The 25,051-nt window shown below is 53.9% G+C and carries 18 protein-coding genes; all 18 read right to left on the bottom strand.

Annotation, left to right across the window (positions count from 1 at the left end; all coding sequences use genetic code 11):
* Positions 1-46 precede the first annotated feature (46 nt).
* The 18 genes from uvrC to ACTQ52_RS05780 all read right to left on the bottom strand — a co-directional run bounded on the left by uvrC (position 47) and on the right by ACTQ52_RS05780 (position 25,013).
* The gene (gene uvrC, locus ACTQ52_RS05865) at positions 47-1,975 is read right to left on the bottom strand and encodes an excinuclease ABC subunit UvrC (RefSeq protein WP_410043931.1); all 1,929 of its coding nucleotides are present in this window, start codon (positions 1,973-1,975) and stop codon (positions 47-49) included.
* A gap of 327 nt (positions 1,976-2,302) precedes the next feature.
* Entirely contained in the window at positions 2,303-4,720 is a 2,418-nt protein-coding gene (gene leuS / locus ACTQ52_RS05860) for a leucine--tRNA ligase (protein ID WP_441227000.1), read from the bottom strand.
* A gap of 125 nt (positions 4,721-4,845) precedes the next feature.
* Positions 4,846-6,273: a putative glycoside hydrolase gene (locus ACTQ52_RS05855; RefSeq protein WP_441982051.1), complete on the bottom strand. Its 1,428-nt coding sequence runs from the start codon at positions 6,271-6,273 to the stop codon at positions 4,846-4,848.
* A gap of 227 nt (positions 6,274-6,500) precedes the next feature.
* On the bottom strand, positions 6,501-7,703 hold the full coding sequence (locus tag ACTQ52_RS05850; protein WP_441982050.1) for an FprA family A-type flavoprotein: 1,203 nt from the start codon (positions 7,701-7,703) through the stop codon (positions 6,501-6,503).
* 210 nt (positions 7,704-7,913) lie between these two features.
* Complete coding sequence (gene rpmF / locus ACTQ52_RS05845; RefSeq protein ID WP_441982049.1) at positions 7,914-8,096, bottom strand: 50S ribosomal protein L32; 183 nt, start codon at positions 8,094-8,096, stop codon at positions 7,914-7,916.
* A 232-nt stretch (positions 8,097-8,328) separates the two neighbouring features.
* Entirely contained in the window at positions 8,329-9,237 is a 909-nt protein-coding gene (locus ACTQ52_RS05840) for an AEC family transporter (RefSeq protein ID WP_441982048.1), read from the bottom strand.
* A 164-nt stretch (positions 9,238-9,401) separates the two neighbouring features.
* Positions 9,402-10,853: a hypothetical protein gene (locus ACTQ52_RS05835; RefSeq protein WP_441982047.1), complete on the bottom strand. Its 1,452-nt coding sequence runs from the start codon at positions 10,851-10,853 to the stop codon at positions 9,402-9,404.
* A gap of 73 nt (positions 10,854-10,926) precedes the next feature.
* On the bottom strand, positions 10,927-11,592 hold the full coding sequence (locus ACTQ52_RS05830; protein ID WP_441982046.1) for a DUF4956 domain-containing protein: 666 nt from the start codon (positions 11,590-11,592) through the stop codon (positions 10,927-10,929).
* Positions 11,589-12,365, bottom strand: a complete 777-nt coding sequence (locus ACTQ52_RS05825) for a polyphosphate polymerase domain-containing protein (protein ID WP_441982045.1) — start codon at positions 12,363-12,365, stop codon at positions 11,589-11,591. Before ACTQ52_RS05825 ends, ACTQ52_RS05830 begins: the two co-directional genes overlap by 4 nt.
* Position 12,366: 1 nt before the next feature.
* Complete coding sequence (locus ACTQ52_RS05820; RefSeq protein ID WP_441982044.1) at positions 12,367-14,265, bottom strand: CotH kinase family protein; 1,899 nt, start codon at positions 14,263-14,265, stop codon at positions 12,367-12,369.
* Positions 14,250-15,704 carry an exopolysaccharide Pel transporter PelG gene (pelG, locus tag ACTQ52_RS05815; protein WP_441982043.1) on the bottom strand — a complete coding sequence of 485 codons (1,455 nt, stop codon included), beginning with the start codon at positions 15,702-15,704 and terminating at the stop codon, positions 14,250-14,252. Before pelG ends, ACTQ52_RS05820 begins: the two co-directional genes overlap by 16 nt.
* The gene (gene pelF / locus ACTQ52_RS05810; RefSeq protein WP_441982042.1) at positions 15,680-17,107 is read right to left on the bottom strand and encodes a GT4 family glycosyltransferase PelF; all 1,428 of its coding nucleotides are present in this window, start codon (positions 17,105-17,107) and stop codon (positions 15,680-15,682) included. Before pelF ends, pelG begins: the two co-directional genes overlap by 25 nt.
* A gap of 11 nt (positions 17,108-17,118) precedes the next feature.
* Positions 17,119-18,945 carry a DUF2194 domain-containing protein gene (locus ACTQ52_RS05805; RefSeq protein ID WP_441982041.1) on the bottom strand — a complete coding sequence of 609 codons (1,827 nt, stop codon included), beginning with the start codon at positions 18,943-18,945 and terminating at the stop codon, positions 17,119-17,121.
* Positions 18,945-19,835, bottom strand: a complete 891-nt coding sequence (locus tag ACTQ52_RS05800) for a hypothetical protein (protein WP_441982040.1) — start codon at positions 19,833-19,835, stop codon at positions 18,945-18,947. Before ACTQ52_RS05800 ends, ACTQ52_RS05805 begins: the two co-directional genes overlap by 1 nt.
* Positions 19,832-21,889 carry a DUF4118 domain-containing protein gene (locus tag ACTQ52_RS05795; protein WP_441982039.1) on the bottom strand — a complete coding sequence of 686 codons (2,058 nt, stop codon included), beginning with the start codon at positions 21,887-21,889 and terminating at the stop codon, positions 19,832-19,834. The genes ACTQ52_RS05800 and ACTQ52_RS05795 overlap by 4 nt, the downstream gene beginning before the upstream one ends.
* Positions 21,890-22,129: 240 nt before the next feature.
* Complete coding sequence (locus ACTQ52_RS05790; protein WP_410043936.1) at positions 22,130-23,335, bottom strand: acetate kinase; 1,206 nt, start codon at positions 23,333-23,335, stop codon at positions 22,130-22,132.
* Between the two features lie 98 nt (positions 23,336-23,433).
* On the bottom strand, positions 23,434-24,441 hold the full coding sequence (gene pta / locus ACTQ52_RS05785) for a phosphate acetyltransferase (RefSeq protein ID WP_410043937.1): 1,008 nt from the start codon (positions 24,439-24,441) through the stop codon (positions 23,434-23,436).
* A gap of 239 nt (positions 24,442-24,680) precedes the next feature.
* Positions 24,681-25,013: a cyclic-di-AMP receptor gene (locus ACTQ52_RS05780; RefSeq protein WP_410043938.1), complete on the bottom strand. Its 333-nt coding sequence runs from the start codon at positions 25,011-25,013 to the stop codon at positions 24,681-24,683.
* Positions 25,014-25,051 lie beyond the last annotated feature (38 nt).

Raw genomic sequence — 25,051 nt, 5'->3', positions numbered from 1 at the left:
GTACTCGCGGATGCTGCGCTTCTCTCCGATGCCGGCGGCCACGATATCACTGCTTTTCTTCGACGCCGGCGCGCCAGGTTCCGACCGCCGTTTCCGGATTACTGTGAAAGAAATCATACACCTGCCGCGCGGAATACTCGTCCATCGACGGGCAGTCCCGGAGCTCCTCGAGCCCGGCCACGCGGATATGGTCAATGTCTCCGAACCGCCGCATAAGTGCCTTCTTCCGTACTTCACCGATTCCCTTGATGTCGTCGAGCAGCGAGCGGATCTGCTTCTGCTCCCGGAGCGAGCGGTGGTAGCTGATAGCGAAGCGGTGCACCTCGTCCTGGATGCGCGTCAGAAGCTTGAAGGCCTCGCTGTTCTCCGCGATCGGCAGCTCCTCGTCCTGGTACAGCAGCGCCCGCGTCCGGTGATGATCATCCTTCACCATACCGACGACCGTGATGCTCGTGATGCCGAGCGCCCGCAGTACCTCCTCGCAGACATGCACCTGTCCCTTGCCACCATCCATACAGATGAGATCCGGGAAGTTCGAGAAGGACCCGAGCTTATCATCCTTGCCGTCCCGCGCATTCGTCTGCATCTCCGAGAGGCCATGCTCGAAGCGGCGCGTCAGCATTTCCCGCATCGAACGGACGTCATCCGGCCCCTGGACGGACTGGATGCGGAACTTCCGGTAGTCGTTGTTCTTCGGCCGGCCGTTCTGGTAGACGACCATCGAGCCGACATTGAGCGCACCCATCGTATTCGAGATATCGTAGGACTCGATGCGAAGAGGAAGTCCAGGCAGTCCGATCAGTTTCTGAAGTTCTTCGAGGGCCCGGGCATTCTTCACATCCTGCTCGCGGTACTGCTGACGATAGCGGTTCATGAGGATACCGGCGTTCGTGATGGCGAGCTCGACGAGCTTCTCCTTCTTCCCGATCTGCGGGGTCACGATGTATACACGCTTCCCCTTCTCCCGGCTCAGCCACTGCTCCAGCACCGCCCTCTCCTCGAGCTCGGTCTGTACGAAGATCTCCCGCGGCACGAACGGGGTGCCGTCGTAGTACTGCTCGATGAAGTTCGTCAGGATGCTCTCGTCACTTTCCTCTGGGTCAATGTCGATGAACTGATGGTCACGGCCGATGATCTTCCCATCACGTACGAAAAAGATCTGAACGATGCAGTCCGCGAAGGAGCGGCGCATACCAATGATGTCCCGATCCTCGGCATCATAGGCCACGATCTTCTGCCGGTTCTGGATTGCCTCGATCGCCCGGATCAGATCCCGCATCTCGAGTGCCGTCTCGAAATCCAGGTTATCGGAAGCGCGCTGCATGCGGCGGGTCAGCTCCTTCACGATGTCCTCGTACTTTCCGTTCAGAAAGTCGATGGCTCGGTCCACCTGGAGCTTATAGTCCGCCTGCGACTGCTTCCCGATGCACGGCCCGTCGCACTGGTGGATGTCATAGTACATGCACTTGTTCGCAAGCGGCGCATCCTCCGTAAACGACTTGTTGCAGTTCCGGATATGGAAGGTCTTCCGGATGAGCTCGATGACCTCATTGACCTGATCGTTCGACGCGTATGGACCGAAGTAACGGGCGCGGTCCTGGTACTGCTTCCGCACCTTCAGAATCCGCGGGTAGAGCTCGTTCGTCACCTTGATGTACGGATAGGTCTTGTCGTCCTTCAGCAGGGTGTTGTAGCGCGGCTTATGCTCCTTGATGAGATTATTCTCGAGCATCAGCGCCTCGAGCTCCGAATCGACGACGATGTACTCGAAGCGCTCCACCAGATGCACCATCTGCTGGATCTTCACGGATTTCTTATAGGATTTCTGGAAGTACTGCTTGACGCGGTTTTTCAGCACCTTCGCTTTGCCGACATAGATGATCTCATCCTTCGGGCCGTGCATGATATAGACGCCCGGGAGCGCCGGAAGCTTCTGGAGCTCCTCCTCGATATTAAACTTCGTATTATCTCTCATAGTGATGAAATAGCCGGTGGGTGCGCTTGGCGCGCCCACCGGCTTTTGATATTCATAATATTTTACAGTTTAGGCAGGGGACCCGGAGGGGGCGGCAACGGAGGCCATACGTAGAGACCGTGTGAAATCAAGCCGGGTCCCCTTAGCGGCACTTGGTACAATTTTCCTTAGCACCCTCTAGCAACGCTGAGTTTTCATCAAGAAAACTCAGCGATTGCAGAGGGCCTAGTGCCGCTTAGGGTCCCCGGCTTAGATTGAACCGGTCTCGGAGTACTGTGCCTCCGTTGCCGCTCCTCCGGGTCCCCTGCACTGAACTGTTACTGATATTTACTTCACGACGAAGTTCAGGATCTTTCCAGGAACGAAGATCACCTTCACGATGTTCTTGCCCTCGAAGTACTTGCTTACCTGCTCGTTCGCCTTTGCAGCTGCGACGGCATCGTCCTGCGTCGCTTCTGCCGGGATGTCGATGTTGCCACGCACCTTACCGTTGATCTGGACACCCATGTTGATGACAGCATCCTTCGTCTTCGCCTCGTCGTACTCCGGCCATGAACTCAGGGTCAGAAGGCCCTCGCCGCCGATGGTCTCATAGATTTCCTCTGTGAGGTGCGGTGCAAACGGATGAAGGAGCTTGATGAAGGTGATGAGGTCATCACGGGTGATCGCACCGGCCTTTGTGTAGTCGTTGATGAGGGTCATCAGCGCAGCGATCGCGGTGTTGAACTTCATACGCTCGATATCCTCGGAGACCTTCTTGATGGTCTTGTGGGTCTTCGTCTCGAGGCTCGGATCCTCCTTCTCGAGGGTCGCGATGTCGGTGAGACCGGCCACACGGTCCAGGAAACGCTTCACGCCACGTACACCCTCCTCGCTCCATGGCGCAGCGGCGGTGTAGTCACTCATGAAGAGCACATAGGTACGAAGGGTATCCGCACCGTAGAGGTCCACGATGTTCAGCGGGTCGATGACATTGCCCTTTGACTTCGACATCTTCTCGCCATCTGGTCCGAGGATGAGGCCCTGGTAGGTACGCTTCGCGTATGGCTCCGGTGTCGGCACCTCCTTGATGTCATAGAGGAACTGATGCCAGAATCTCGAGTACAGAAGGTGACGCGTTACGTGCTCCATACCACCGTTGTAGTGGTCGACCGGCATCCAGTACTTGAGCTTGTCCGGATCTGCGAAGGCACGATCGTTGTGTGGATCACAGAAACGGAGGAAGTACCAGGAGGAACCAGCCCACTGCGGCATGGTATCGGTCTCACGCTTCGCCGCACCACCGCACTTCGGGCAGGTGCAGTTCACGAAGCTGTCGATCTTCGCCAGCGGGGACTGTCCATCGGTACCCGGCTCGAAGTTCTCGACATCCGGAAGGGTCAGCGGAAGCTCCTCCTCCGGAACGACCACGGTGCCACAGTTCGGGCAGTGAATGAGCGGAATCGGCTCACCCCAGTAGCGCTGACGGTTGAACGCCCAGTCCTTCATCTTATACTGTACGCCCTCGTGACCGATGCCACGCTCGGTGAGGACCTCGAGCATCTTGTGGATGGAATCCTTCTTGTTGGTGAAGCCATCGAGGAAGCCGGAGTTCACCATCTCACCGTCGCCGGTGTAGGCCTCCTTTGAGATATCGCCGCCCTTGATGACCTCGACGATCTCAACACCGAACTTCTTTGCGAAGTCGTAGTCACGCTGATCGTGTGCCGGTACGGCCATGATCGCACCGGTGCCGTAGCCCATCATGACATAGTCGGCGATGAAGATCGGGATCTGCTTACCGGTGATCGGGTTGATCGCGGACAGACCCTCGATGCGTACGCCGGTCTTCTCCTTCACGAGCTGTGTACGCTGGAACTCGGTCTTCTTCGCTGCCTCGTCACGGTAGTTCATGACCGCGTCCCAGTTCGTAATCTGATCCTTGTACTTATCGAGTGTCGGATGCTCCGGAGCGACGACCATGAAGGTGACGCCATAGAGGGTATCACAACGGGTGGTATAGATCTCGAGCTTGTCATCGACGGCCTTTCCCGCCTGATCGGCGAGCTCGAAGTTGACGAACGCACCGGTGCTGCGGCCGATCCAGGACACCTGCTGCTGCTTGATGGACTCCGGATAATCGACATCATCGAGTCCCTTCAGGAGACGGTCCGCGTACTGTGTGATGCGGAGATACCATACGTCCTTCGAGAGCTGTACGACATCGCTGTGGCAGATGTCGCACTTACCGCCCTGGGAGTCCTCGTTCGAGAGAACGACCTTGCAGTGCGGGCAGTAGTTGACGAGGGTCTTCGCACGGAATACGAGATTATGCTCATAGAGCTTCTCAAAGATCCACTGGGTCCACTTGTAGTAATCCTCATGAGAGGTTGCGATTTCACGGCTCCAGTCGAAGGAGAAGCCGACCTTCTCCATCTGATCCTTGAAGTGCTGGATGTTCTTCTCCGTGATGATATGCGGGTGGGTGTTGGTCTTGATGGCATAGTTCTCTGCCGGCAGTCCGAAGGAGTCGAAGCCCATCGGGAAGAGGACGTTGTAGCCCTGCATTCTGCGCTTACGTGAGAGCACCTCGACGGAGGAGTATGCCTTGATATGACCGACGTGCATGCCGGCACCCGACGGGTATGGGAACTCGACGAGTCCGTACCACTTCGGCTTCTCGCTGAAGTCTACCGCCTTGAAGGCCTGGGCTTCTTCCCACTTCGCCTGCCACTTCGGTTCGATCTTTTTAAAATTATACTTCATAATCTGTATCCCCTTGTGATTCAGTTTCTTACGAATTAACGTTTATTCCACAAATGCCAATTATAACAGAAACCCGTGCCGCGTCAAAGGGCTCTTTCATAATGTATCATCATATGCGCTATAACTCAGTTTTCAGAAGACTCCGCAGCGGTCTCGATGGCGTTTGCAGCGTCCTCCTTCGACTGGGCGATGGATTCGAGGGCGGCGGCGCGGCTGGCGGCTTCGCTTTCCTCGGCGGCGCGACTCGCGTCGATGGCGGCCTGGGCGTCGGCGGCACGCTTCGCCTTTATCTGCTGATCTTCCTGGGCAGCCTGCTCATCACTCAGGTAGGCACTCCAGTCGTATTCGTTGCTGGCGTTCCAGATGATCCACTCGTCATAGCCGGCGTCGTAGACCGCCTGGATCTGCTGGCGGATCTCCGCTGCACCGTAGCGCTTGAAGCTCTTCAGCCAGCTGGCGGTGAAGCCCTGCAGCCACGGGCGCACGATCGCCTGATGCACGCCGTCGGTATAGTCGAGGGCGAGGTCCTTTCTGGAGGCATTGCACGCGCCGAGAATGGCCTTATATGGTTCGAGATCCGGGACCTCGAGACCGAAATTTCCGTTTCCATAGTGGGATGGGTAGATCATCGGACACATATAATCGACCGCACCGGCCATCACCGGGTAGTCCTGTCCGACTGAGACGGTATCGACGTAGGAGCCGATGATGGTTCCGAAGACGTCGGTAGACATAAATACATTTTTCGCTGCGAGGCGATCGGAGGCGAAGCGGACGAACTCGGTGATGATGTCCGTCTTATCCATGCCCTGGGTTTCCTCCTCCGGGTAGACGACGCCGTTCATGCCACGTTCGGTACAGAAGCGGACGTAGTCGAACTGGATCTCGTCGAAGCCGGCGTCGGCACACTGCTCCGCGACCTGGACCTTATATTCCCAGGCGTCGCGGTTATACGGGTCGACCCAGGCCATGCCGGAATTATCCGTGAACACACTGCCGTCGGCGTTATGGTTCATCCACTCCGGCTTCACGGTCGCGAGGTAGGGGTCACGGAAGGTGACGATGCGGGCGATGGTGTAGATGCCATGCTCCTTCAGCGTCTTCATCAGGGACGGGAGGTCCGGGATGGTGTCTTCGGCGGAGCCGATCTCGTCGATCAGCGGGGCGGACATCTGGTACTCGATGCGGCCCTTATCGCCGAGGATGTCGATCACGACGGCGTTCAGCTCGGTCTCATCGAGGTGCCCGACGATGTCCTGCATGCGCGAGGAACCGGCAGTGACTGCCGTAAGGTAGATTCCCTTGACGCGCGTTGCTGTTTTCTGTGGAAGCTTTTTCGTCCAGACCGCCGCTTCTGCTGCAGCGAGACTTTCTGCCTCTTTCATACTCTCCTTCTGTGCCAGGGATTCGGCGAATCTCGATTCCTCTTCGGATTCGGATTCATATTCCCGGAGCTCGTCGGACTTATTCACGTTATAGACCAGCGGGTTCTGCCGCTGACATCCGAGGAGCAGGACACAAAGGATGAGCAGGATGCTACTTAGCTTTTTCATATAAAACCTCAACGTTTTGCTCAAACTTTTGGGCTATTATACCACTTTCTCGGAAAACGGCAAATTTTTAGGGCTTCCGGCCTCCATTTACCGCTTTTTCCAGGGGGTCAGACCCCCTTCTGGCTAAATCCATGGAGCGTCGACCACTACGCGGGGGGTCAGCCCCCTTGGCCTCTCTGATAACGCAAAAGCCGAAGTCCCGTGGGACTTCGGCTGAATGTCATTTTTTACTGGAGGGAAGCAGCGACGGCGTCCGCGAGGGCGTCGAGGGCTTCTGCGCTGAAGGAAGCGGACTTGATGGTGAGGGTGTCACCGATGTACGCGCAGTTCTTCAGGGTGTCAAACTCGGCCTTCAGGAGCTTGCCGGCGGTCGGCGCCCAGCTGCCGTTTTCGATGATGGAGATCTTCTTATTCTGTACGCTCAGGGCCTTCATGTCGGCGACGAGGTTTTCCATCTTCGGGAAGAGGCCGTTGTTGTAGGTGGTGGCGCCGAAGACGAGGTTCGTCACGCGGAAGCACTCGGCGATCATCACGGAGACGTCGGTCTTCGATACATCATAGGCCTTGATGTTCTTTACGCCGCGGGCGGCGAGCTTCATGGTGAAAGCATTGATCACCGACTCGGTGTTGCCATAGATGGAGTTATAGAAGACAGCGACGGCCTTCTCTTCTGCCTCGTAGCGGGACCACTGATCATAGAGCTTCAGGATGAAGCTGAGGTCCTCACGCCAGATCGGTCCGTGCAGCGGGCAGAGCATCCGGATGTCGATGCCGGCGGCCTTCTTGAGAACATTCTGTACCTGCATACCGTACTTGCCGACGATGTTTGTGTAGTAGCGACGGGCATCCTCTACGAAGTCCTGTGCCTTATAATCCAGCTCATCCGCGAAGATGTTACCGTTGTTCGTGCCGAATACACCGAAGGCGTCGGCGGAGAACAGGATGCCTTCCGTCGCATCATAGCTGAACATAACCTCTGGCCAGTGGACCATCGGAGCCATCACGAAGCTGAGCTGGTGCTTACCGAGGGAGAGGGTATCGCCCTCCTTCACGACGAGCTTCCGCTCCTCCGGGATCGTCAGCGCGAAGAACTGCGTGATCATCTGGAAGGTTTTTGCATTGCCCACGACCGTCGCCTGCGGGTACTTCTCGAGTGCCTCAGCGATGAGTGCGCAGTGATCCGGCTCCATGTGGTTCACGATGAGGTAGTCGAGTGCACGGCCATCGAGCGCCGCCGCCACGTTCTCGAAGAACTGCCGCGATACGGTCGCATCCGCGGTATCGAGGAGTGCGGTCTTCTCGTCCCGGATCACGTAAGCGTTATAGGTCACACCGCGATCCAGCGGGAAAATGTTCTCAAACAGATGCAGGCGACGATCCTCGACACCTACATAAACGACATCATCTGTAATATTTCGAATAGAATACATGGCAGTCTCTCCTTTTATCGATGCTTCCAGCATCGAATTCGCAGAATTCAAATCAGAACATCGTCAAATCAATAACGATTATCGATTCGAAATTTAACACGTTTTCCGTTTCTTGTCTACACCAATCAGATATGTATGAAAACAAAATCATGACCTAAAAGAAAAGCCCGGAGCTTTCACTCCGGGCTTCTATCTTCTATTCGGTGGAGATTAGTCCTCAACCTTTACGATCTCACGCTTGTTGTAAGATCCGCAAGCCTTGCAGACTCTGTGAGGCATAACAAGAGCACCACACTTAGAACACTTAACAAGGTTCATCTTTTCCATCTTCCAGTTCGCTCTTCTAGAATCTCTGCGAGCCTTCGATGAATGATTCTTAGGACAAATTGACATATTTACACCTCCTTCGTCATACCGGGTAATTATATCCATACGGCTTTTTTATGTCAAGCAAAAACCTGGAAGGTTTTTACGATTGCACACTCGAATAAGGATACTACGAGATGCGCTGAAATGCAAGTAGAAATTTCAGAAATTCCGCGGGGGCAATGCTGTCACGAGTATGTATTTTCTCTTTGGTGATCATCTCCTTATCCCCGCTTCTGTCAAACCTATACATTTCGTATCAAAGAATGATCAGGAGCGTTGCCGTGATCAGTACGATGCTGATGACGATGGAAATGGAATTGACTGCACTGGCGAGTCCGAAGTCGCTTTTCATATCCGCCGTAAACGCAGGCGCTGCCGATGCGATGGGGCTTAAAGGCAGGATCGCCAGAACCTGACGGTATTCCAGTGGAAGCGGCATGAGAAAATACAGCGCTGCTGCCATGGCGATGGATATACTGTAGCGTACGGTCAGGATTTTCACTATTTTTCCTTTCTGGCTGGTGTCTCCGGAAATCTTAAATCCTACACCCATCATCAGCATGGCCAGAAACGCATTTGCTCCGGCCAGAATGCCTGAGAATGTGATCACAGGCGCAGGAAGGGACACGTGGATCAGGGACAGTACGGTCATCAAGACATAAGCGTCGAAGGGAACGGAGCGTACCAGCGTCTTTACGATCGGCATCAGGGAAAATTTCCCATCCCCTCCCTTTACCATTTTTGCCGCGCTGTAGGCGCCTCCCAGACAGATAAACGCATTTCCCGCATCAAAAAGACTGGTTGTGATCACGCCTGCGGATCCCAGGAAGCTCTGCGCAAAGGGCATGGTGAAATTTCCTATATTATAGCCAGAGGCATTTAACATAAAAAATGCCTTTTCCTCCCTGTCCTTTCCTGCGGTCAGATACGCGGCAGCCATAAGGATCAGTCCGCCTCCCAGCCCAATCACAGATAAGATCAGAAGCGAGACCTTTACATCCGCCCCTGAAAAATTAGATACAATCGCTGCGGGAAGGGTGATTTTTAAAACGATCTTTGAAAGCACATGAAAATCCTCTTCTTTAAAAAATCCCTTCTTTCTCAACAGATATCCCATAAAAATAATGGCAACAAAAGACGCTGCCTTTATCAGTATTTCAGCCATGAGGAATCTCCTTATCTTTTATTCTATATTCTGCCTGCACTGTAAGCTCAGGTGCGCTCAGGACATCGCTCAGCAGGGAAAGCGAAGTGCTCGCGTGCTGTCGGATCTCCGGAAAATCAAGGGCATCGTTCAGCAGGGGAAGTGGAGGAGCGCGGCACGCTTTCTCACCTCAGAAGATACATGCCGTCGAGCATTGGTACGTCCATCGCGAGCTGCACCGAAGGTTTTCCGCTTTCCGGATCCTCGATGCCGATGTAAAGCTGCGTGTTTTCGGCCTCAAGCTCTGCGGCGGGGATCAGAACCTCTGCGCTCGCCTCGCTGTCCTCCGGGATCTTCGTGAGCTGAAGTCCGCCCAGCGGATACGCGCTGCACGGCGTTCGATCACCGTCCTTCACGAGATACAGCTTCACCGGCCAGTCGAAGTACATCGGCGCGCGTCCGTCATTCCGCAGGGTCACGCGGACACATTGATATGTCTGCGGGCTGCCCATCTGTCCTGTCAACTGTTTATACAGGGTTGCCAATGCTCCGTCATCGGTGGCAGCGTCGGAGATGCGGATCTCCGTCACGCGGTAGCGATAGCCGAGCATGCCCTGAATTTTCCGGGCGTTTTGGAGGGCTGTCGCAGACAGCTGCTCGTCATCTTCTGCTCCGCCCCGCATATCCGGGATCTTCGGGCCGAGGAAGGAGGGATGCGATGCTTCGATCAGCTTCAGGGTGCTTCGGAAGTCACGGTTCAGCATGTTTTCCATCGACAGACTGCTGGTATACTCTCCGCCCACGGGCGCGCTGTTCCATATCTTCGAAAGTGGCTTTATGGCACCCTCTTCCTGCGCTGAGCCGAAGTCTGCACCTTCCGAAAGCTCCCGGAGGAGACGTTCCGTTTCCGGTACATTGCCAGTCACATCGTTATAAATGCCGGTGCCCGCCGGCATTTCCTGAAAGCTTCGGCGGGATAATAGCCGCGCATTCGGAAAAGCCTCGACATAGTCCTCGACATATTCTCTGCGTATCGCTGCATTTGGAAGGTACGGTAGACCCTCCGCATACTTCACATGCCACTCACCCCAGTGTCCGAGGCTCCCGAACTCCACATAGGCCACGAAGGCTCCCCAGTTTTCTGAAAAATAGCGCCCGATTTCCCGTAACGCACGGTGATGTTCTTCCCGGAAGACGGCATTGGCATAGTTCGGGCAGTAGCCGCGACCGTAGTCGATATCATAGTCCATCCCGTCGCCGGTCTCTGCATAGAGCCAGTCCGGGATATCGCGGTGCGCTTCCTTCCCCGGCAGATCGCAGACGAAGCGAAGCACGGCATGCTTCCATTTCGCCCGCCAGCGCGAAAGATGATTCGCTTCTGCGACCGCATCCCAGTTAAACTGCCCGCGCTCCGGCTCGAGCTCCCGCCAGGTAAGGTCGATATACACGAGCGAGGTCTCCGTATACGGTTCGCTCTCCTCCGCATTCTGCATATAGCCGATGAGCGGATTCACGAAAAATGCATCCGAGCTCCGATACTGGATCCGCTCCTCTGCCGCTGCCGTCTGCAGCCCACAGCCGGTGCTCATCAGACAGAGCAGACCGCAGAGAAATGCGGTGATTCTTTTTTTTATCATAAAAACCTCAAGTCTAGATCATCGTCGTACATGCCACTTTATGTCATATGAGTAACGCCAGCGGACATCCCTCTCAGCCGTGATACTCGCCGTTGTACTGGATCAGGGTCACATCCCGGACGCCTTCGAGGGCGCGCATGCGCTCTGCGAAGCCGGTGTCACCGTTCCGCACGAAGACCTCCGCTGCGAGCTCGGTCTGATCCTTCCGCATCGTCTGTGACTTCAGCCGATATTTCTGTCCCTGAAATGCACGAAACACATCCTCCTCCCGCGCCGGTGCTTCATAATGAATCACGGCGATGTAGATTTGTCCCTTCTCTTGATGATAATAAAAGGCCACGATCATCACGACCATCACGATCGAGGAGATCAGCGCGAGGCCATACATGGTCGCACCGGTCGTGATGCCGACCGTGATCGCCCAGAACAGATACAGAAGATCCATGGGGTCCTTGATAGCCGTTCGAAAGCGGACGATGGACAGTGCACCGACCATACCGAGGGAAATCACGACGTTCGTACTGATCGCGAGCGTCACCATGCAGGTCAGTACGCACATGCCGACGAGCGTGACCGCGAAGCTGCGACTGTAGATGACGCCGGAATAGAAGGTCTTATACACGAGGTAGATGAACACACCGAGCAGCACCGCCGCAAGCAGCGAGATTGCGAGGCTGCCCATATCATAGGTCCCCATCTGTTTCAGAAATGAATTTTTAATAACATCCTTTACACTCATCTTTTCACTCCTTCGCTCTCCGCCCAGTAGTCGAAGCCATGCAGATAACGCGTTTTCTCATAGCACAGCACATATTTTGACAGGGCCGTATATTCTGCCGCAGACGGCAGAATCGTATTCCGGACGATGTCCGGCAGAAACTCAGTAAACTTCACTTCCATGACGGTCTTCCCCGGCTCCAGTACCGGAAGCGTCGGCAAGTCCGGATCGAAGATATCCTCACGGAGGATCGCTGCACGGACATCATTATCGAAGGTCACGCGCACCGTGCCCGCCTCCATGATAAAGGGCTCCCGATCATAATCCACGATGACGCGCGGACGCATCACGTGCGATACACACTCCACATAGAATTCCCTGCAGAGCGGTGCCGGATGATGCAGCAGAAACGCATAATCGCTACGTAAAATACGCTCGACCTCCTCCCGTGTCAGCCTCGCCGATTCCTTAAAAATATACTGCCCGGACTTCCGCTTCCGCTCGAGATGAATCACATCCTCCTTACAGTTATAGATGCGGATCCGGTACTTCTGCCGTTCCATCACACCCATGTCCTTTTCTTCATACGCGGAGTTCCAGTAATCATCGAAGTAGAGACTCCGGATCAGATACTGCCCGTTCACGGCATGCGGATCCAGCTGAAACAGCGGTCGCATCCGGGTTTTGAGAAGCTCGCGCTCCCCCTCATTTATGAGGAATTTCAGCTCATGGCGGAAGGGCTTCGCCGGGCGCTCCGGCATCTTTAACATCGATTTCAGATCGAACACACTCATATCACTCCAGGTCCTTCTCTTCGACGATATCCTCGGAAATCGTGCCATCGGCATCGACATAAAAGCACTTCGTGCCATATACCTTTCCCTTCTTCGTCACACAGTAATCAAACGCGTCCTGCGTATTCCCTGCTTCATCCTGGACACTCAGTTTCAGGAAATACTGTCCCGCCGGCAGCAGCTCGGTCGTCCATTCCGGCCATGCACCCTCATAGGACGCCACCACCTCGCTGCCATCACTGTTTCGGGCAATGCTGGCATGATACACGAGTGTACCCTCCCGGAAATCATAGGAAGGATCCCATGTGATTCGGAGCTTTCCTTCTCCATCCGGCTCCGGCACGCCGATATAGAACGGCATCGGTTTATCGAGAGATGCCCGGTACGACTGGTACGCCTCTTCGACGTTTCGGTAGATGTTTTCGCTTAGTGTATCATACTGTGCTTCCGTAAGCGGGGCGTTCATGATATCCGGCTGCTGATAAACATATTTTTTTACGACCGCCGCATAGCGCCCGGCCATGCTCGTCATATGCTCCTTCGTCAGCACATGCGTGCGTAGATCCTCGATGGCTTCATCAAGCACACTTCGAAAATGCGACGACTGCAGACAGCGCCGGAACAGGATATTGCCCCAGTAGTTGGAGATACCACGTTCCCAGCTGCTGTTTTCGCTGCGACCGCTCAGCGCATACTGGTCATAAAACAGTGTACTGTCAAAATCCCATGGGAGGATATAGAAGCGATCAACGTTTTTCGGACTGTAGATATAGAAATTCCGGTTCTGGCTATCCGCATTTCCCATCAGGATCTGGAACGCCATCCAGTAGGCGATGTTCTCCTCATCGAGCCAGTCTGAAATCAGCTGATCTGATTTCACGGAATAGTCATTGATCTCGTCTAACATACGGATCAGCTTGCTGTGATCATGATCTCCCTTGATTTCCAGCAGTTCTTCAAAGGCTTTCTGGTCGAAATCCGGATCCGTCTCCAGCCGGATCGTATCTTCATAGCGATAGAATTCGCAGGTGTTCACTTTATAAAGCTGTCCATACCGGTCGAGACCATGTGCGCGAAGGGCGGTCTTATTCAGCTGTTCTACCTGTGTATAGAGGCCATAGTCCTGAAAGCGTTCATTCGCGGGATCCGTCGTCTGATCCTTCACATAGAGATGGACGAACTGGGTGCGCAGCGAGATGAGCTGCGGGATCTCTTTTAGAAGATCGAAGGCCAGCTTGTTTCGATAGCGTAGCCCATCCGTCATATGCTTATTCAGCGCAATCGTCTGCTGTCCGCGCCAGCTTCCATGCTCATCCTTCAGCCGGATCTTATAATTCTTTTGTGGATTCTTACTTGAGGTCTGTCCGCGGATCTGGACGGTTGCATTCGGCGCAGTTTCTCCGAAGCCGAGTTCACCGGCCACCGGTCCATTTTCATCGCCGACCTGCAGCAGTCCCTCTACCTGGTAGCGGTCGATCCCCATCGCCTCATAGTCATATGCCGAGTAGCTGTTGATGTCTGCCCAGCTGTGATCCGTGTTGTCGCCGGCATTACCACGACGCACCGTCAGGTACATCGTGACCACCGAGTCCTCCACATCGTTTTCATACAGCGTCTTTTTATCTTCGAGATGCGGAATCGCGGCGACCGTTTCGATAGAGATATCCCCAGCCGCTGTATCCGTCGCCTGCCCGCTCTCCGCTGCCGTCGAAGCGGCGACATCCTCCTCGGTTTTTTTGTGCGCTGTCCCTGCCGCTTTTTTCGTCACCGATGCCTCTTCGTGTACATGCTGTCCAGAAAGAGCAGCGTTATAGACGGCACCACCCACCGACAGTGCCAGCAGCAGGACGACGATCAGCAGCATCGACCCAACATTTTTCCCTTTTAAGAAATCTCGCATAATACCTCCAGTCGTTCATGAAGCCAGGTGAAAAATCCGTGCTTCCGCTCTGCCACAAAGGGCTGCGTACTCAGAATATGGTAGGGAAGGCGCCTGGTGTAGGTATTGAGCCGAACCCAGGATACACAGAAATAGACCATGCCGCCGATGGCAAAGGCGAAGCCCACGTAACGGCTCGGCAGTCGAAGCGCCAGGAGGGAGCCGATGGTCGTCACCAGAGCATAGCTGATACTGGCGATGCCGGCCCCCTTATAATCGGTGAAATACAGCAGCATGAGCATCAGCACGTTGCCTACCGCATAGAGTCCATAGCCGACACAGAGGATACGGAAATAGCCATCCATGAGGGCATCAAAACCGAGTGGCAGTGCATGCAGGACGAGCGTTCCGAGTGAGATCGCGATGGCCGTCGTATACAGCTGACGCTTCGCGGTGTAGGCAAGCTCCCGCTCCATGACATACATCATCTCCTGCTCCGCCAGCTGAATCTCCGTGATCGAGCCCCGACCGTTAAACAGATCATAGTAGGCACGATATTTCGGATAAAAATTCACTTCCACCGAAGCAACGAAGTTGATGGTCGTCACCAGAATCGTCATAAATGCATAGAGCGCAGCAACATCATGCTGCGGTGCCCCGTAAAACAGCCCCTGGATCTGTTCTCCGATATCCGGTCGGCACCAGGCGATCACGAGATGTGAAAAAAGTCCGATGTTCAGCATGAAGCCGTTTGCACTCAGCCAGCGGTACTGCTCCATCCAGTCCAGAAACTCGAAGTAGTATCCGCTTCCCTGCGGAAAAAAGGCATTCAGCAGGAGATAATTCAGGATCATCATCACGCCATAGCCGAGAATCACACTCAGCAGCAGGACCTCCAGCCGCGCGCCGAAAAGGCGACAGCCGAGGGCGGCCGCGAGAAAGCTGAGTCCGATGGCCAGCAGATAGCTGAGCAGTATCCCCTTATAATCCTTGATGGCGGTCATATAATGCATCTCTGTCCAGACCACCACAAGCTCCATAAAAAACAGGAAGTTCAGGATGATCTCTCCGATGCTGATTCCCGCCATGCAGAGGAAGGTGCCATACAGCACGGCCCCCAGTGGCAGCAGCAATGCCAGCACGCCTTTCAGGGAAGGCATAACCCGTCGCTCATTATTTGTATAGAGCATATCGGAAATATAACGGGAGAGCGTCAGTGAAATATAACCGGTCAATACGAGCGAACCGAGCAGTGCATAGGTGATCATCGCATTCAGCAGCTCCCGCTGATGTGCATCGAGGCCGAAATACGCTGCGATGAAGCCGATCCCCATGAGAAAACATACGCCCAGAAGCATCGGGCCGGCCGTCACCAGTCCGGTATAGCCATAGGCCCGCATCAGCTTCAGAATTCCCTGCTGCTTAAATAATTTCTTTAATTCGAAACCGATTCCTGCCACTTTTCGTTTACCTCATCATACATCGCACGGTATTTTTCCATCATCATCTCCTGTCGGAAATAGTGTTCTGCGCGCTGCTGCCCGGCCCGCCCCATCTCCAGGCGTTTTTCATCATCACGACACATCCACTCCAGCGCATCCGCGAGGGCCTGCCGGTTCATCGGCGGCACACAGTAGCCGGCCGGACCGTAGGGATCATATACTCCGCCTCTGATCAGTTCACGGCAGCAGCCGACATCGGTCGTAACCGCCGGACGTCCGGCCGCAAACGATTCGAGCACCGACAGTGGCTGGCCCTCTGAAATGGAGGTCAGGACCGTGAAATCGATCTGCTCCATGTACTTCACGACATCCACCTGACCGACGAAGCTGAGCGTTTCCAGGCGAAGCTCATGCACGAGGGCATGACACTCCGCCGCATACTCCTCGTCATCGACCCCACCCAGGATGTGCAGCCGCGTATTCGGCACCCGCATCGTCAGCTCCTTATAGGCATAGATCAGGGTTTTGACATCCTTGATGGCAGCAATTCGGATCACCGCTGCGATATCGATCATACCGTTTTTCTTTTTCATGGGAATCCTGGAAAAACGTGCATAATTTATGCCGTTTCCGATGACGTGGCACTTCTCCGGTGCCGCCCCCAGTTCGATCTGCGTATCCTTCGCGCGCTGAAACAACGAGGTGATCACCATCGCCTGCTGATAGACTGCATCGGAAAGCATATAGAAAAACTTTATCCACTGACGCTTGAAGGTCGGGAGGACCCAGCCCGCGCGGATGATCTCCTCTTCCCGCTCACGGCTGTAAATACCGTGCTCCGTGAGCACCAGCGGTTTCTTCTTTATGATGCTCGCCATCGTCGCCAGCAGCCCGCCATACCCGGTGCAGATCGTGTGATACATGTCGGCTTCTGGGATCGGCTGCGACAGCAGATACAGTACCGGCAGCAGCATGGAGCGGATCGTATGGAAGGTATCTGAAAAGGCGGCATACGGATACTGCTCCGTACACAGCTTCGTCAGAATATCGAGAAAGGCTTCGCTCATGAGAAAGGCCCCCGGCTTTATCTGCTTCGTCTGGTACAGATCACACAGCACATGCCAGTCCGGATGTGCGCAGTCCATCAGTGCCTGCAGCGCCGCTATCTCCTCTTCCTTAAAATGATAACGATGATCCTGCTCGATGCGCACCTTCAGCGCATCGTCCAGAAATACCTCATGGATCTCGACCACATTTTCCGGCGGCTGCACGAAGAACTTTCCCTGATCCTTATGATAGGCGCCGATGACCCAGAGCACGAATTCTGTTTCCGGCATCTGCTGTATGTAATTATGCATCCAGCTGGAAACACCGCCGTGTGTATAGGGGTAGCTTCCCTCCAGAATAAGACAAATGCGCATAGTTTCTCCTGTTATTTTCCACGCTGCATCCTTACTTCCCTTCCCGTCGTATGCAGAAGGTACAGATTTCCTGTGAGATGCTCGAGCGTACCGCCCTCCAGCTCCGTGATCCTGCCCTCGTTGACACGTACCAGGAAATAATCATCGTCCGTCACCCCGCCGAGGCGCAGGCCAATGCTGTCGTCCGTCACGGTCCGTTCGACCGAAACACCACTGAAGCGCTGCACCGCTGCCGCCATCCCGCTGCCGGTCACATGCCGGATCGGTGGTGCCGCCCGGTTCAGCCACTCGATATACGCTGTAAGCCGGTCCTTCAGGGTCGCCCAGCCGAGTGCCGCCCCGCGGTCTTCATCGAGAAGATCATCTGGATGCATGAAGTGAGAATTCACGAGATGCATATTGAGCTCTGAAAAAGCAGAGAGACGCATATATTCATCCAGGATACAGGACGAAATGATACGCGGGGTTTCGACGACACCATCCTCTGCCACCTCAAACTCCTGCGCATAGCCGCTTTCGCCCGGGAGATAACAGCTCGCAATCGCCCGGATATTCCGGAATCGCTGTCCGATCAGTGCCCGTCCCTCCGGTGATAAAACGTTCGATGGCGGCACATAGACCTGCAGCTTCGTATTCGGAAACAGTCCCTCGGAGAAATCCTTCACTTCCGTCATCGCCTTCGCCATGGCGTCGGTAGATGTCCAGTTGTGATAGCCGAGGTCGACCGAATACTGAAAATCCGGTCCGCACAGTGGCTGGTGGTTGTAGCCATGATAGCCGAGCTCGCCGCCCTCATCGAGCAGCATGTTTCCATAATAGCTGTAATCGGAAATGACCGTGTTTCGCTCCACCTCTCCATCCGTTTCATCATCATAATTCTCGATGATGAGACCTGTGAACGGGATACTGTACTTCCGGCCGAGCTCTGCGACATCCGGCCACCAGACCTGGGAATAAAATTCTGGGATATCCATCTGATAATCGCGTTTTACATACTGACCATCGCCCATCGGGACCGGTGACGGCCAGTCATCGAGGTAAAAGGCGGAAGCATTGATCACCGGATAGATGCAGACATCCTCGAGAAGACTGTAGGCAGAAGCATAGATGCCACGTGTGCTCTTCTCACAGTAAGCCAGGTTACAGAAGACGAAACGACCTTCACCGTACGCACGGGACCAGATCAGCGGCACCCGCTCATCCGAAGTACTGGCATATAGGATGCACTGATCATCCAGACCGACATTCATGGCCGCTTCATATGGATCATCGAAGGTATAGATCCGGTCGGCCCCCAGCATAAACGTATCCAGCGCTCGAAAATCCGGCACCATTTTAAAATCATAGCCGGAATCGAGAATCCCGAGATGATTCTGAATCGCAGAAAACGCATGTGTTTTCTCTACCGGCATGCCGAAAAGGACACGGCCACCAGACTGTACCCAGTCGCAAAGCGAGAGAAGCTGATTCCCGAGCGGTGTCACATCTGGTAAAAGAAGCACCACGGTCCGGAAGTCATCGAAATCGAGGATCGTCTCCTGCGCCCGCACGTCCTGGACCTGATAGCTGATCCGCATATCCGTAAGCATCTGCTCATATTCTGCGCGTGCAGACATACTGTTCATGTTCTGGCTGTTGACAAGTAGAAGACACTCGGCCGTTTCACTGAGTGGCTTGTTTACGAGCGTCTGTTCCGTCGAAAGCAGTTTCGTCCCACGCTCGGTACCCTCATATGTGATACCCCTTCGTTCCATGAGAAGCAGACAGAAGATCGCGAAAAAGCCGATAAACACGCGAAAGACGGCATGAAATCGATATGTATTCCCGTTCTTTTTCATCAGGTCTCCTCCCAGAACTGAATCACGCGACGAAGCCGACCGGAAAGGTAACATCCGCTCGTCTTCAGCTTTTCGATATACGCGGTGAATGCTGCGCCCATATGAAGCTCATAGTAGTAGCGTAGGCGGAGCATCATCGTTTCCTCCCGTTCCGGCCAGCGTGTCTCCATCTGTACGAGCCACTGCTCTGCCTGGTCATAATTCTTCGAGTACATCAGGCTCCGAATGAGTGCCCGTACATCTTCGATGCGCATTTCCTTCTGTATGCGTTCCTTGAGAAGTGTCACGTAACGCGTACGCTGGATCCGGAGATTTTCACCTTCGGCCAGTGCATTTCGGAGGTACTCATCCAGGGTATCGATATAGTCTGCCAGCACCTCCGCATCCTCCGGATGCTCCTCATGTGCTTTACTCAGCTTCTGAAGGCGCAGGTCATAGTTCTTCAGAAGCTCTGAAAGTGCCGTCGTCGCGTAATGAACGACCTCCACATCCGCATTATCCTTCGCCTGATGCAGCACATAGCTCATATCGGATGCGCCATGCAGGAGAATCTCCAGCATCGCGTCTCGACGAACACCAGCGTCATTCAGGATGAGCGCATCCTGCAGCGGCAACGCCTCTCCTGATTCCTGATCGACATCCGGCGTACTCTTCTCACTTACAAGATCCTTGCGCATCGCCTCCAGGTTCCTGTTCTTCGATCCTGTAAGGCCGTTGACATTGGCCCAGGACACAAGCAGGCTCAGCACCGGACCGAATACCGGCACGAACACACAGATCGGGAGCAGCATAACATCCGCTTCCAGGATACGGAAGCGCAGCAGAAAATAAAAGCCCACGCAGACCAGTAGATGCAGCAGCAGGAACAGTACGGCGAGCCCCGGCGTCATCGTCCACCTCCCGGAAGCTTCTCGACGAGTTCCGCCGCCAGACCGAGCTTTCGATAGCGCTCCAGTATGATCTGTGCCGTCGTCGGATCCGACTGCGGAGCGATGATGTAGATATCGCCGTCATTGCCCTGTCCTGCGATATCCGTCGTACGCATGGTGCGCTCGAGAAGCGTAGAAATCTCTTTGAGCGAGCGACGCTCGCGGTGAACCCGAAGCAGGGAATAGGTACTCACGTGACGCTTCTGCATCTCTTCATGTATCTTCTCCTGCTCGCAAAGATACGCCGTGTTGACGATGATCGTATCACCGAGATAGGTTTTCTGACGATTCGCCTGCTGATAATCATAGGCACGGGTCAGAAACTGCTCCGTCAGTCGCCGGAGGATGCGAATCAGGTTGATATAATAGCTACTGATCTGACTGTAATCCACATGATAAATCATAATCAGCAGTGCATAATAACCGTTCTGACGAACGCCACTGAGGAGCATCGGATAACCGCTTTCCAGTTTCCGATTCACCCATACCTCGTCCCGGTCAAGAATCGGAAGCAGGGATCGATAAGCCTCCAGCTCAATGGAGCGGGACAGTCCAGTCACCCCTGGACTGCATACCTCGAGGCGTGCGAAACGGGCATCCTCCTGAGGCACAGAATAGATGGCGATGGAATGATTATTCAGCACCTCCTCCATCGCAAGAATCGACTCCGAAAAGATTTTTTGGGGGATGGTATGGCTGAGCCGCTCTACTACCTCAAAAATCCGTCCGAAACCGTCCCGGCTTTCGATCAGATTTCGCTTATATTCATTTTTATAGTCCTGCATTTCCTGATAGAGCCCGGTCACAAACTGCAGTTCTTCACCATACTTTTTCGCTTCATTCCGAAGCGCCTGCTCCGTATCCCGGTTTCGCTCACAAAGATAGCCACAGACTGCACTTACCAGAAGAAGCAGGATGAATGGAAGCCAGTTGCTCGGATCATAAAAAAGCTGTATCCAGTTTCGTCCTTCCCGATAAAACGCGACGCTGAGGGACAGGACTTCCATCACGGCCGTCATCAGACCGATACCGGTTCCATAAGTACTCGACATGATGACCACAAAAAGAAGGCGTATATCGATCATACGAAACTGTGCACTGCTTCCGGCCAGTCGATTCAATAGCTCCACCAACAGGCCGCCCAGTACCAGCTCCGCCCCAATCAGTATACGATTTCTTAGAATCGCATAGCGCTGTACGCGTTCCTTCCAGCTCTTTTTTTCTGCTGTCTGCTCCTTATACGCCTGAAAATACGTGTCCAGTTCTGCAACACAGTCTTTCATCGCATACCATCCATAGAGCCGACGGGCGACGTTTTCCATCGAATTTTCTGTAGACGCAAGATGCACTGGCTCGCTGCTTTCGCACTGGACGATCGTATCCGGAAAATATCCCTGAAGGCGTTCTGCGAGATGCTGAAAAGAGGCATGTCCATAAGCCATAAGCTCCAGCTCTTCAGGTTCACCCATCCAGTGATCCAGCAGACGGTAAAGGAAGAGGCTCAGGTCCTCGATATCGATGAAGCATGCCTGCTCCTCCGGATTGACCGGAATCATCCAGTGTGCCGTTTTCTTCTCCTGCAGGGCCGCAAAGGTCTGATACAGCCAGTCCTGCGGGTTCGTACCACTGATAAAATATGGACTGCGGATGATTTTCAACTGAATCTGATTCGAACGCGTGTAGGCATGACACAGATCTTCTGCCGTTTTCTGAAAAATCGACGCAGCCGTCGGTGCATCTTCACCTGGCTGATTCGTCGTCACAAAAATGAAGCGTTCAATCTGTTTCTGACGACAGAGTTCCAGCACATGCCGAAGTTCCATCAGCTCTGCTTCCGGGCTCTGCCCGAAGGTAAGTGCACGTGAAACATAAATGACCGTCATAAAATCATACATGAAAAACTGACGGCGGAAATGATCCCCCATCAGCGCACTCTGAAACCAGCGGATATGTCCGGATCTTCTCGTTTCCAGATCTCTCGCCATCAGAACCACCGGCTGTTCTCCAAAAATCATATTCAGATGTTCTTCGTTAAAATAAGACACATTGCCACACAGTAATGTGTCCTTTCTCAGCTCCTGCACCACTTTCCTCTCCACGGTAAACTCACAGAATGATGAATAAAATCTAGCACTGAACTCCAGGACTTTCAATGTAAAAAAACGCTTAAAAAGTCGAGTATTTCTGTTGAGCAGTGCCATTAACCGCTTAAAAAAAGACCTGGACAACGTCCAGGTCTGAAGGGATATAAAAGATTACTGAGCCTCTACGAGACGAAGTGTATCTCTTGCGATCGCGAGCTCCTCGTTGGTCGGGATCAGGAAGACCTTGACCTTCGAATCGTCTGCAGAGATCAGAGCCTCCTTACCGCGTACGTTGTTACGCTCCGGATCGATCTTTGCGCCGATGAAGCTGAGGTACTCATCGATGATGATCTGACGGGAAAGCTTGTCGTTCTCGCCGACACCAGCGGTGAAGGCGATGGCATCTACACCGTTCATAGCTGCAGCGTATGCACCGATGTACTTCGCTACTCTGTAACGGAATGCGTCGAGTGCAACCTTAGCCATGTGGTTGCCTGCGTTCGCTGCGTTCTCAACATCACGGAAGTCAGAGGATACACCGCCGGAAAGGCCGAGTACACCGGACTTCTTGTTGAGGATGTTCAGAACCTCATCCACGGTCTTGTTCTCGTGGTTGCAGATGAACTGAACGACCGCCGGATCGATATCGCCGGAACGGGTACCCATGATCAGGCCCTCAAGAGGGGTGAGACCCATGGAAGTATCTACGCCCTTACCGCCGATGGAAGCAGAAACGGATGCACCGTTGCCGAGATGGCATACGATCACCTTTGCCTTCTCCGGATCGAGACCGCCGAACCTGATGGTCTCCTTCGATACGAATGCATGAGATGTACCGTGGAAGCCGTAACGACGGATGCCGTACTTCTCATAGTACTCGGTCGGGATTGCGTAGTAGTACGCCTTCTCCGGAAGGGTCATACCGAAGGTAGTATCAAATACAGCTACGTTTGGCTTGCCCGGAACGACCTTCTCGCATGCCTCGATACCCATGAGGTTTGCAGGGTTGTGCAGAGGGCCGAGATCGAAGCAGGAACGGATAACGTCCTTCACGTGCTCGTCTACGATGCAGGACTCTGTGATGTTTGGACCAGCATGGAGTACACGGTGTCCGATGGCACCGATCTCATCAACGGTCTTTACTACACCGTGCTCTGCATCGGTGAGTGCATCAAATACCAGCTTTACAGCGACGCTGTGATCCGGCATAGCGGACTCAATGACGAAATCCTCCTTGCCCGGTACCTTATGTGTGAGCTTACTGCCCTCGATGGCGATACGCTCGCAGAGACCCTTTGCAAGAACGGCCTCATTCTCCATATCGATGAGCTGATACTTGAGGGATGATGAACCACAGTTCAGTACAAGAATTTTCATGGGTATTACTCTCCTAAATGTTTATAATGATGATCTGCTGCAGTACCTGATACTCTACCAGGCACACGCAGCAGATAAAAGAAATCAAATCTTATCGATTACGCGTTCTGTGCCTGTACCGCAGTCATTGCTACGACGCCAACGATATCATCTGCAAAACAGCCACGGCTGAGGTCGTTCACCGGCATGCTGAGACCCTGAAGAACAGGACCGTAAGCACCCGCGTGAGCAAGTCTTTGAACGAGCTTGTAGCCGATGTTACCAGCCTCGAGGGACGGGAATACAAGGACGTTCGCATGGCCTGCAACCTTGCTACCCGGAGCCTTGAGCTCTGCTACAGAAGGAACGAGTGCGGCATCGAGCTGAAGCTCACCGTCGAGGGCGATCTCCGGATGCTGCTCGTTTGCGATCTTGACAGCCTCTGCAACCTTGGTTACATCATCATGCTTTGCAGAACCCTTGGAGGAGTAGGAAAGCATCGCAACCTTCGGCTCACGGCCGACGAAGGTCTGGAAGGACTGTGCGGAAAGGTACGCGATCTCCGCCAGCTTCTCGGAATCGAAATCGGTATTTACTGCGCAGTCAGCGAATACGAAGAGGCCGTTGCCGTCGATCTGCTCACCGAACTCACAGTTCGGAACCTCCATAAGGAAGAAACCGGAAACGGACTTGATGCCTGGCTTGGTCTTCAGAAGCTGAAGTGCCGGACGAATGGTGTTACCAGTGGAGTGGCATGCACCGGAAACGGCACCGTCTGCGTCACCGCACTTACACATAAGGCATGCATAGTACATGTAATCCTTCGTCATCTGCTCCTCAGCCTGCTCCGGGGTAAGGCCCTTCTTCGCACGAAGCTCGACGAACTTGTCGATGTACTTCTGACGGTTCGGATCTGTAAACGGATCAACGATGGTTGCACCAGTGAGGTCATAGCCTGCACCGTTCTTCTCGATCTCCTCCGGAGTACCGATGATCACGAGGTTCGCGATGCCCTCCTTTAAGATCTTCTCAGCAGCCTCGAATGTTCTCTTATCCATGGACTCTGGAAGAACGATGGTCTTCTTGTCTGCCTTTGCCTTCGCCTTGATTGTGTCAATAAATGCCATTTCAGATTTCTCCTCTCAATGCTATTTATACAATTTTACCAGTGGAAACCCACTGATTCATTCATGAAGGTACGCACGCGTGGTATGCGTGTATACAATTTGACATTGCTATTATACTCGATAAAAAGCGCTCTGCAATGCATGAGGAGCGCTTTTCGTGCACAAAATCACGGACATTCTGACAAGTTCATAACGAATCCGTCCTACGGCAGCGCCCTGTCGTCTCGAACGACTGCGTTTCAGTACTTCTCGAAACGGTCCAGGTCGACCACCATGATCGTCGCGCCGCCGATCTCGACCGGCATCGGCATCGTGGTGTAGGTGCCCATCGAGGTGCCGGAAACGTAAGGCATGTTCACCGTAATCTTCTGGCGCTTGCCGCACTGCTTCTTGATGAGCTCGATGCACTCGTCCACCATATCATCCTGGGTCGCGATCATCAGCGTCGAGTTGCCCTTCCGAAGGAAGCCACCCGTCGACGCCAGCTTCGTCACCTGGAAGTGATCCTTATTCAGTGCATCCATCACATCGTCTTCGTTATCGTTACGAACAATCGCATAAATCAGTTTCATACTGTACCTCTTTTCTGTCCTGCATAGCACGTATTTTG

It is taken from the genome of Oribacterium sp. Sow4_G1_1 (genome assembly GCF_052116105.1).
Lineage (GTDB): Bacteria > Bacillota > Clostridia > Lachnospirales > Lachnospiraceae > Oribacterium.
This window is presented reverse-complemented; position numbering and strand designations above follow the sequence as displayed.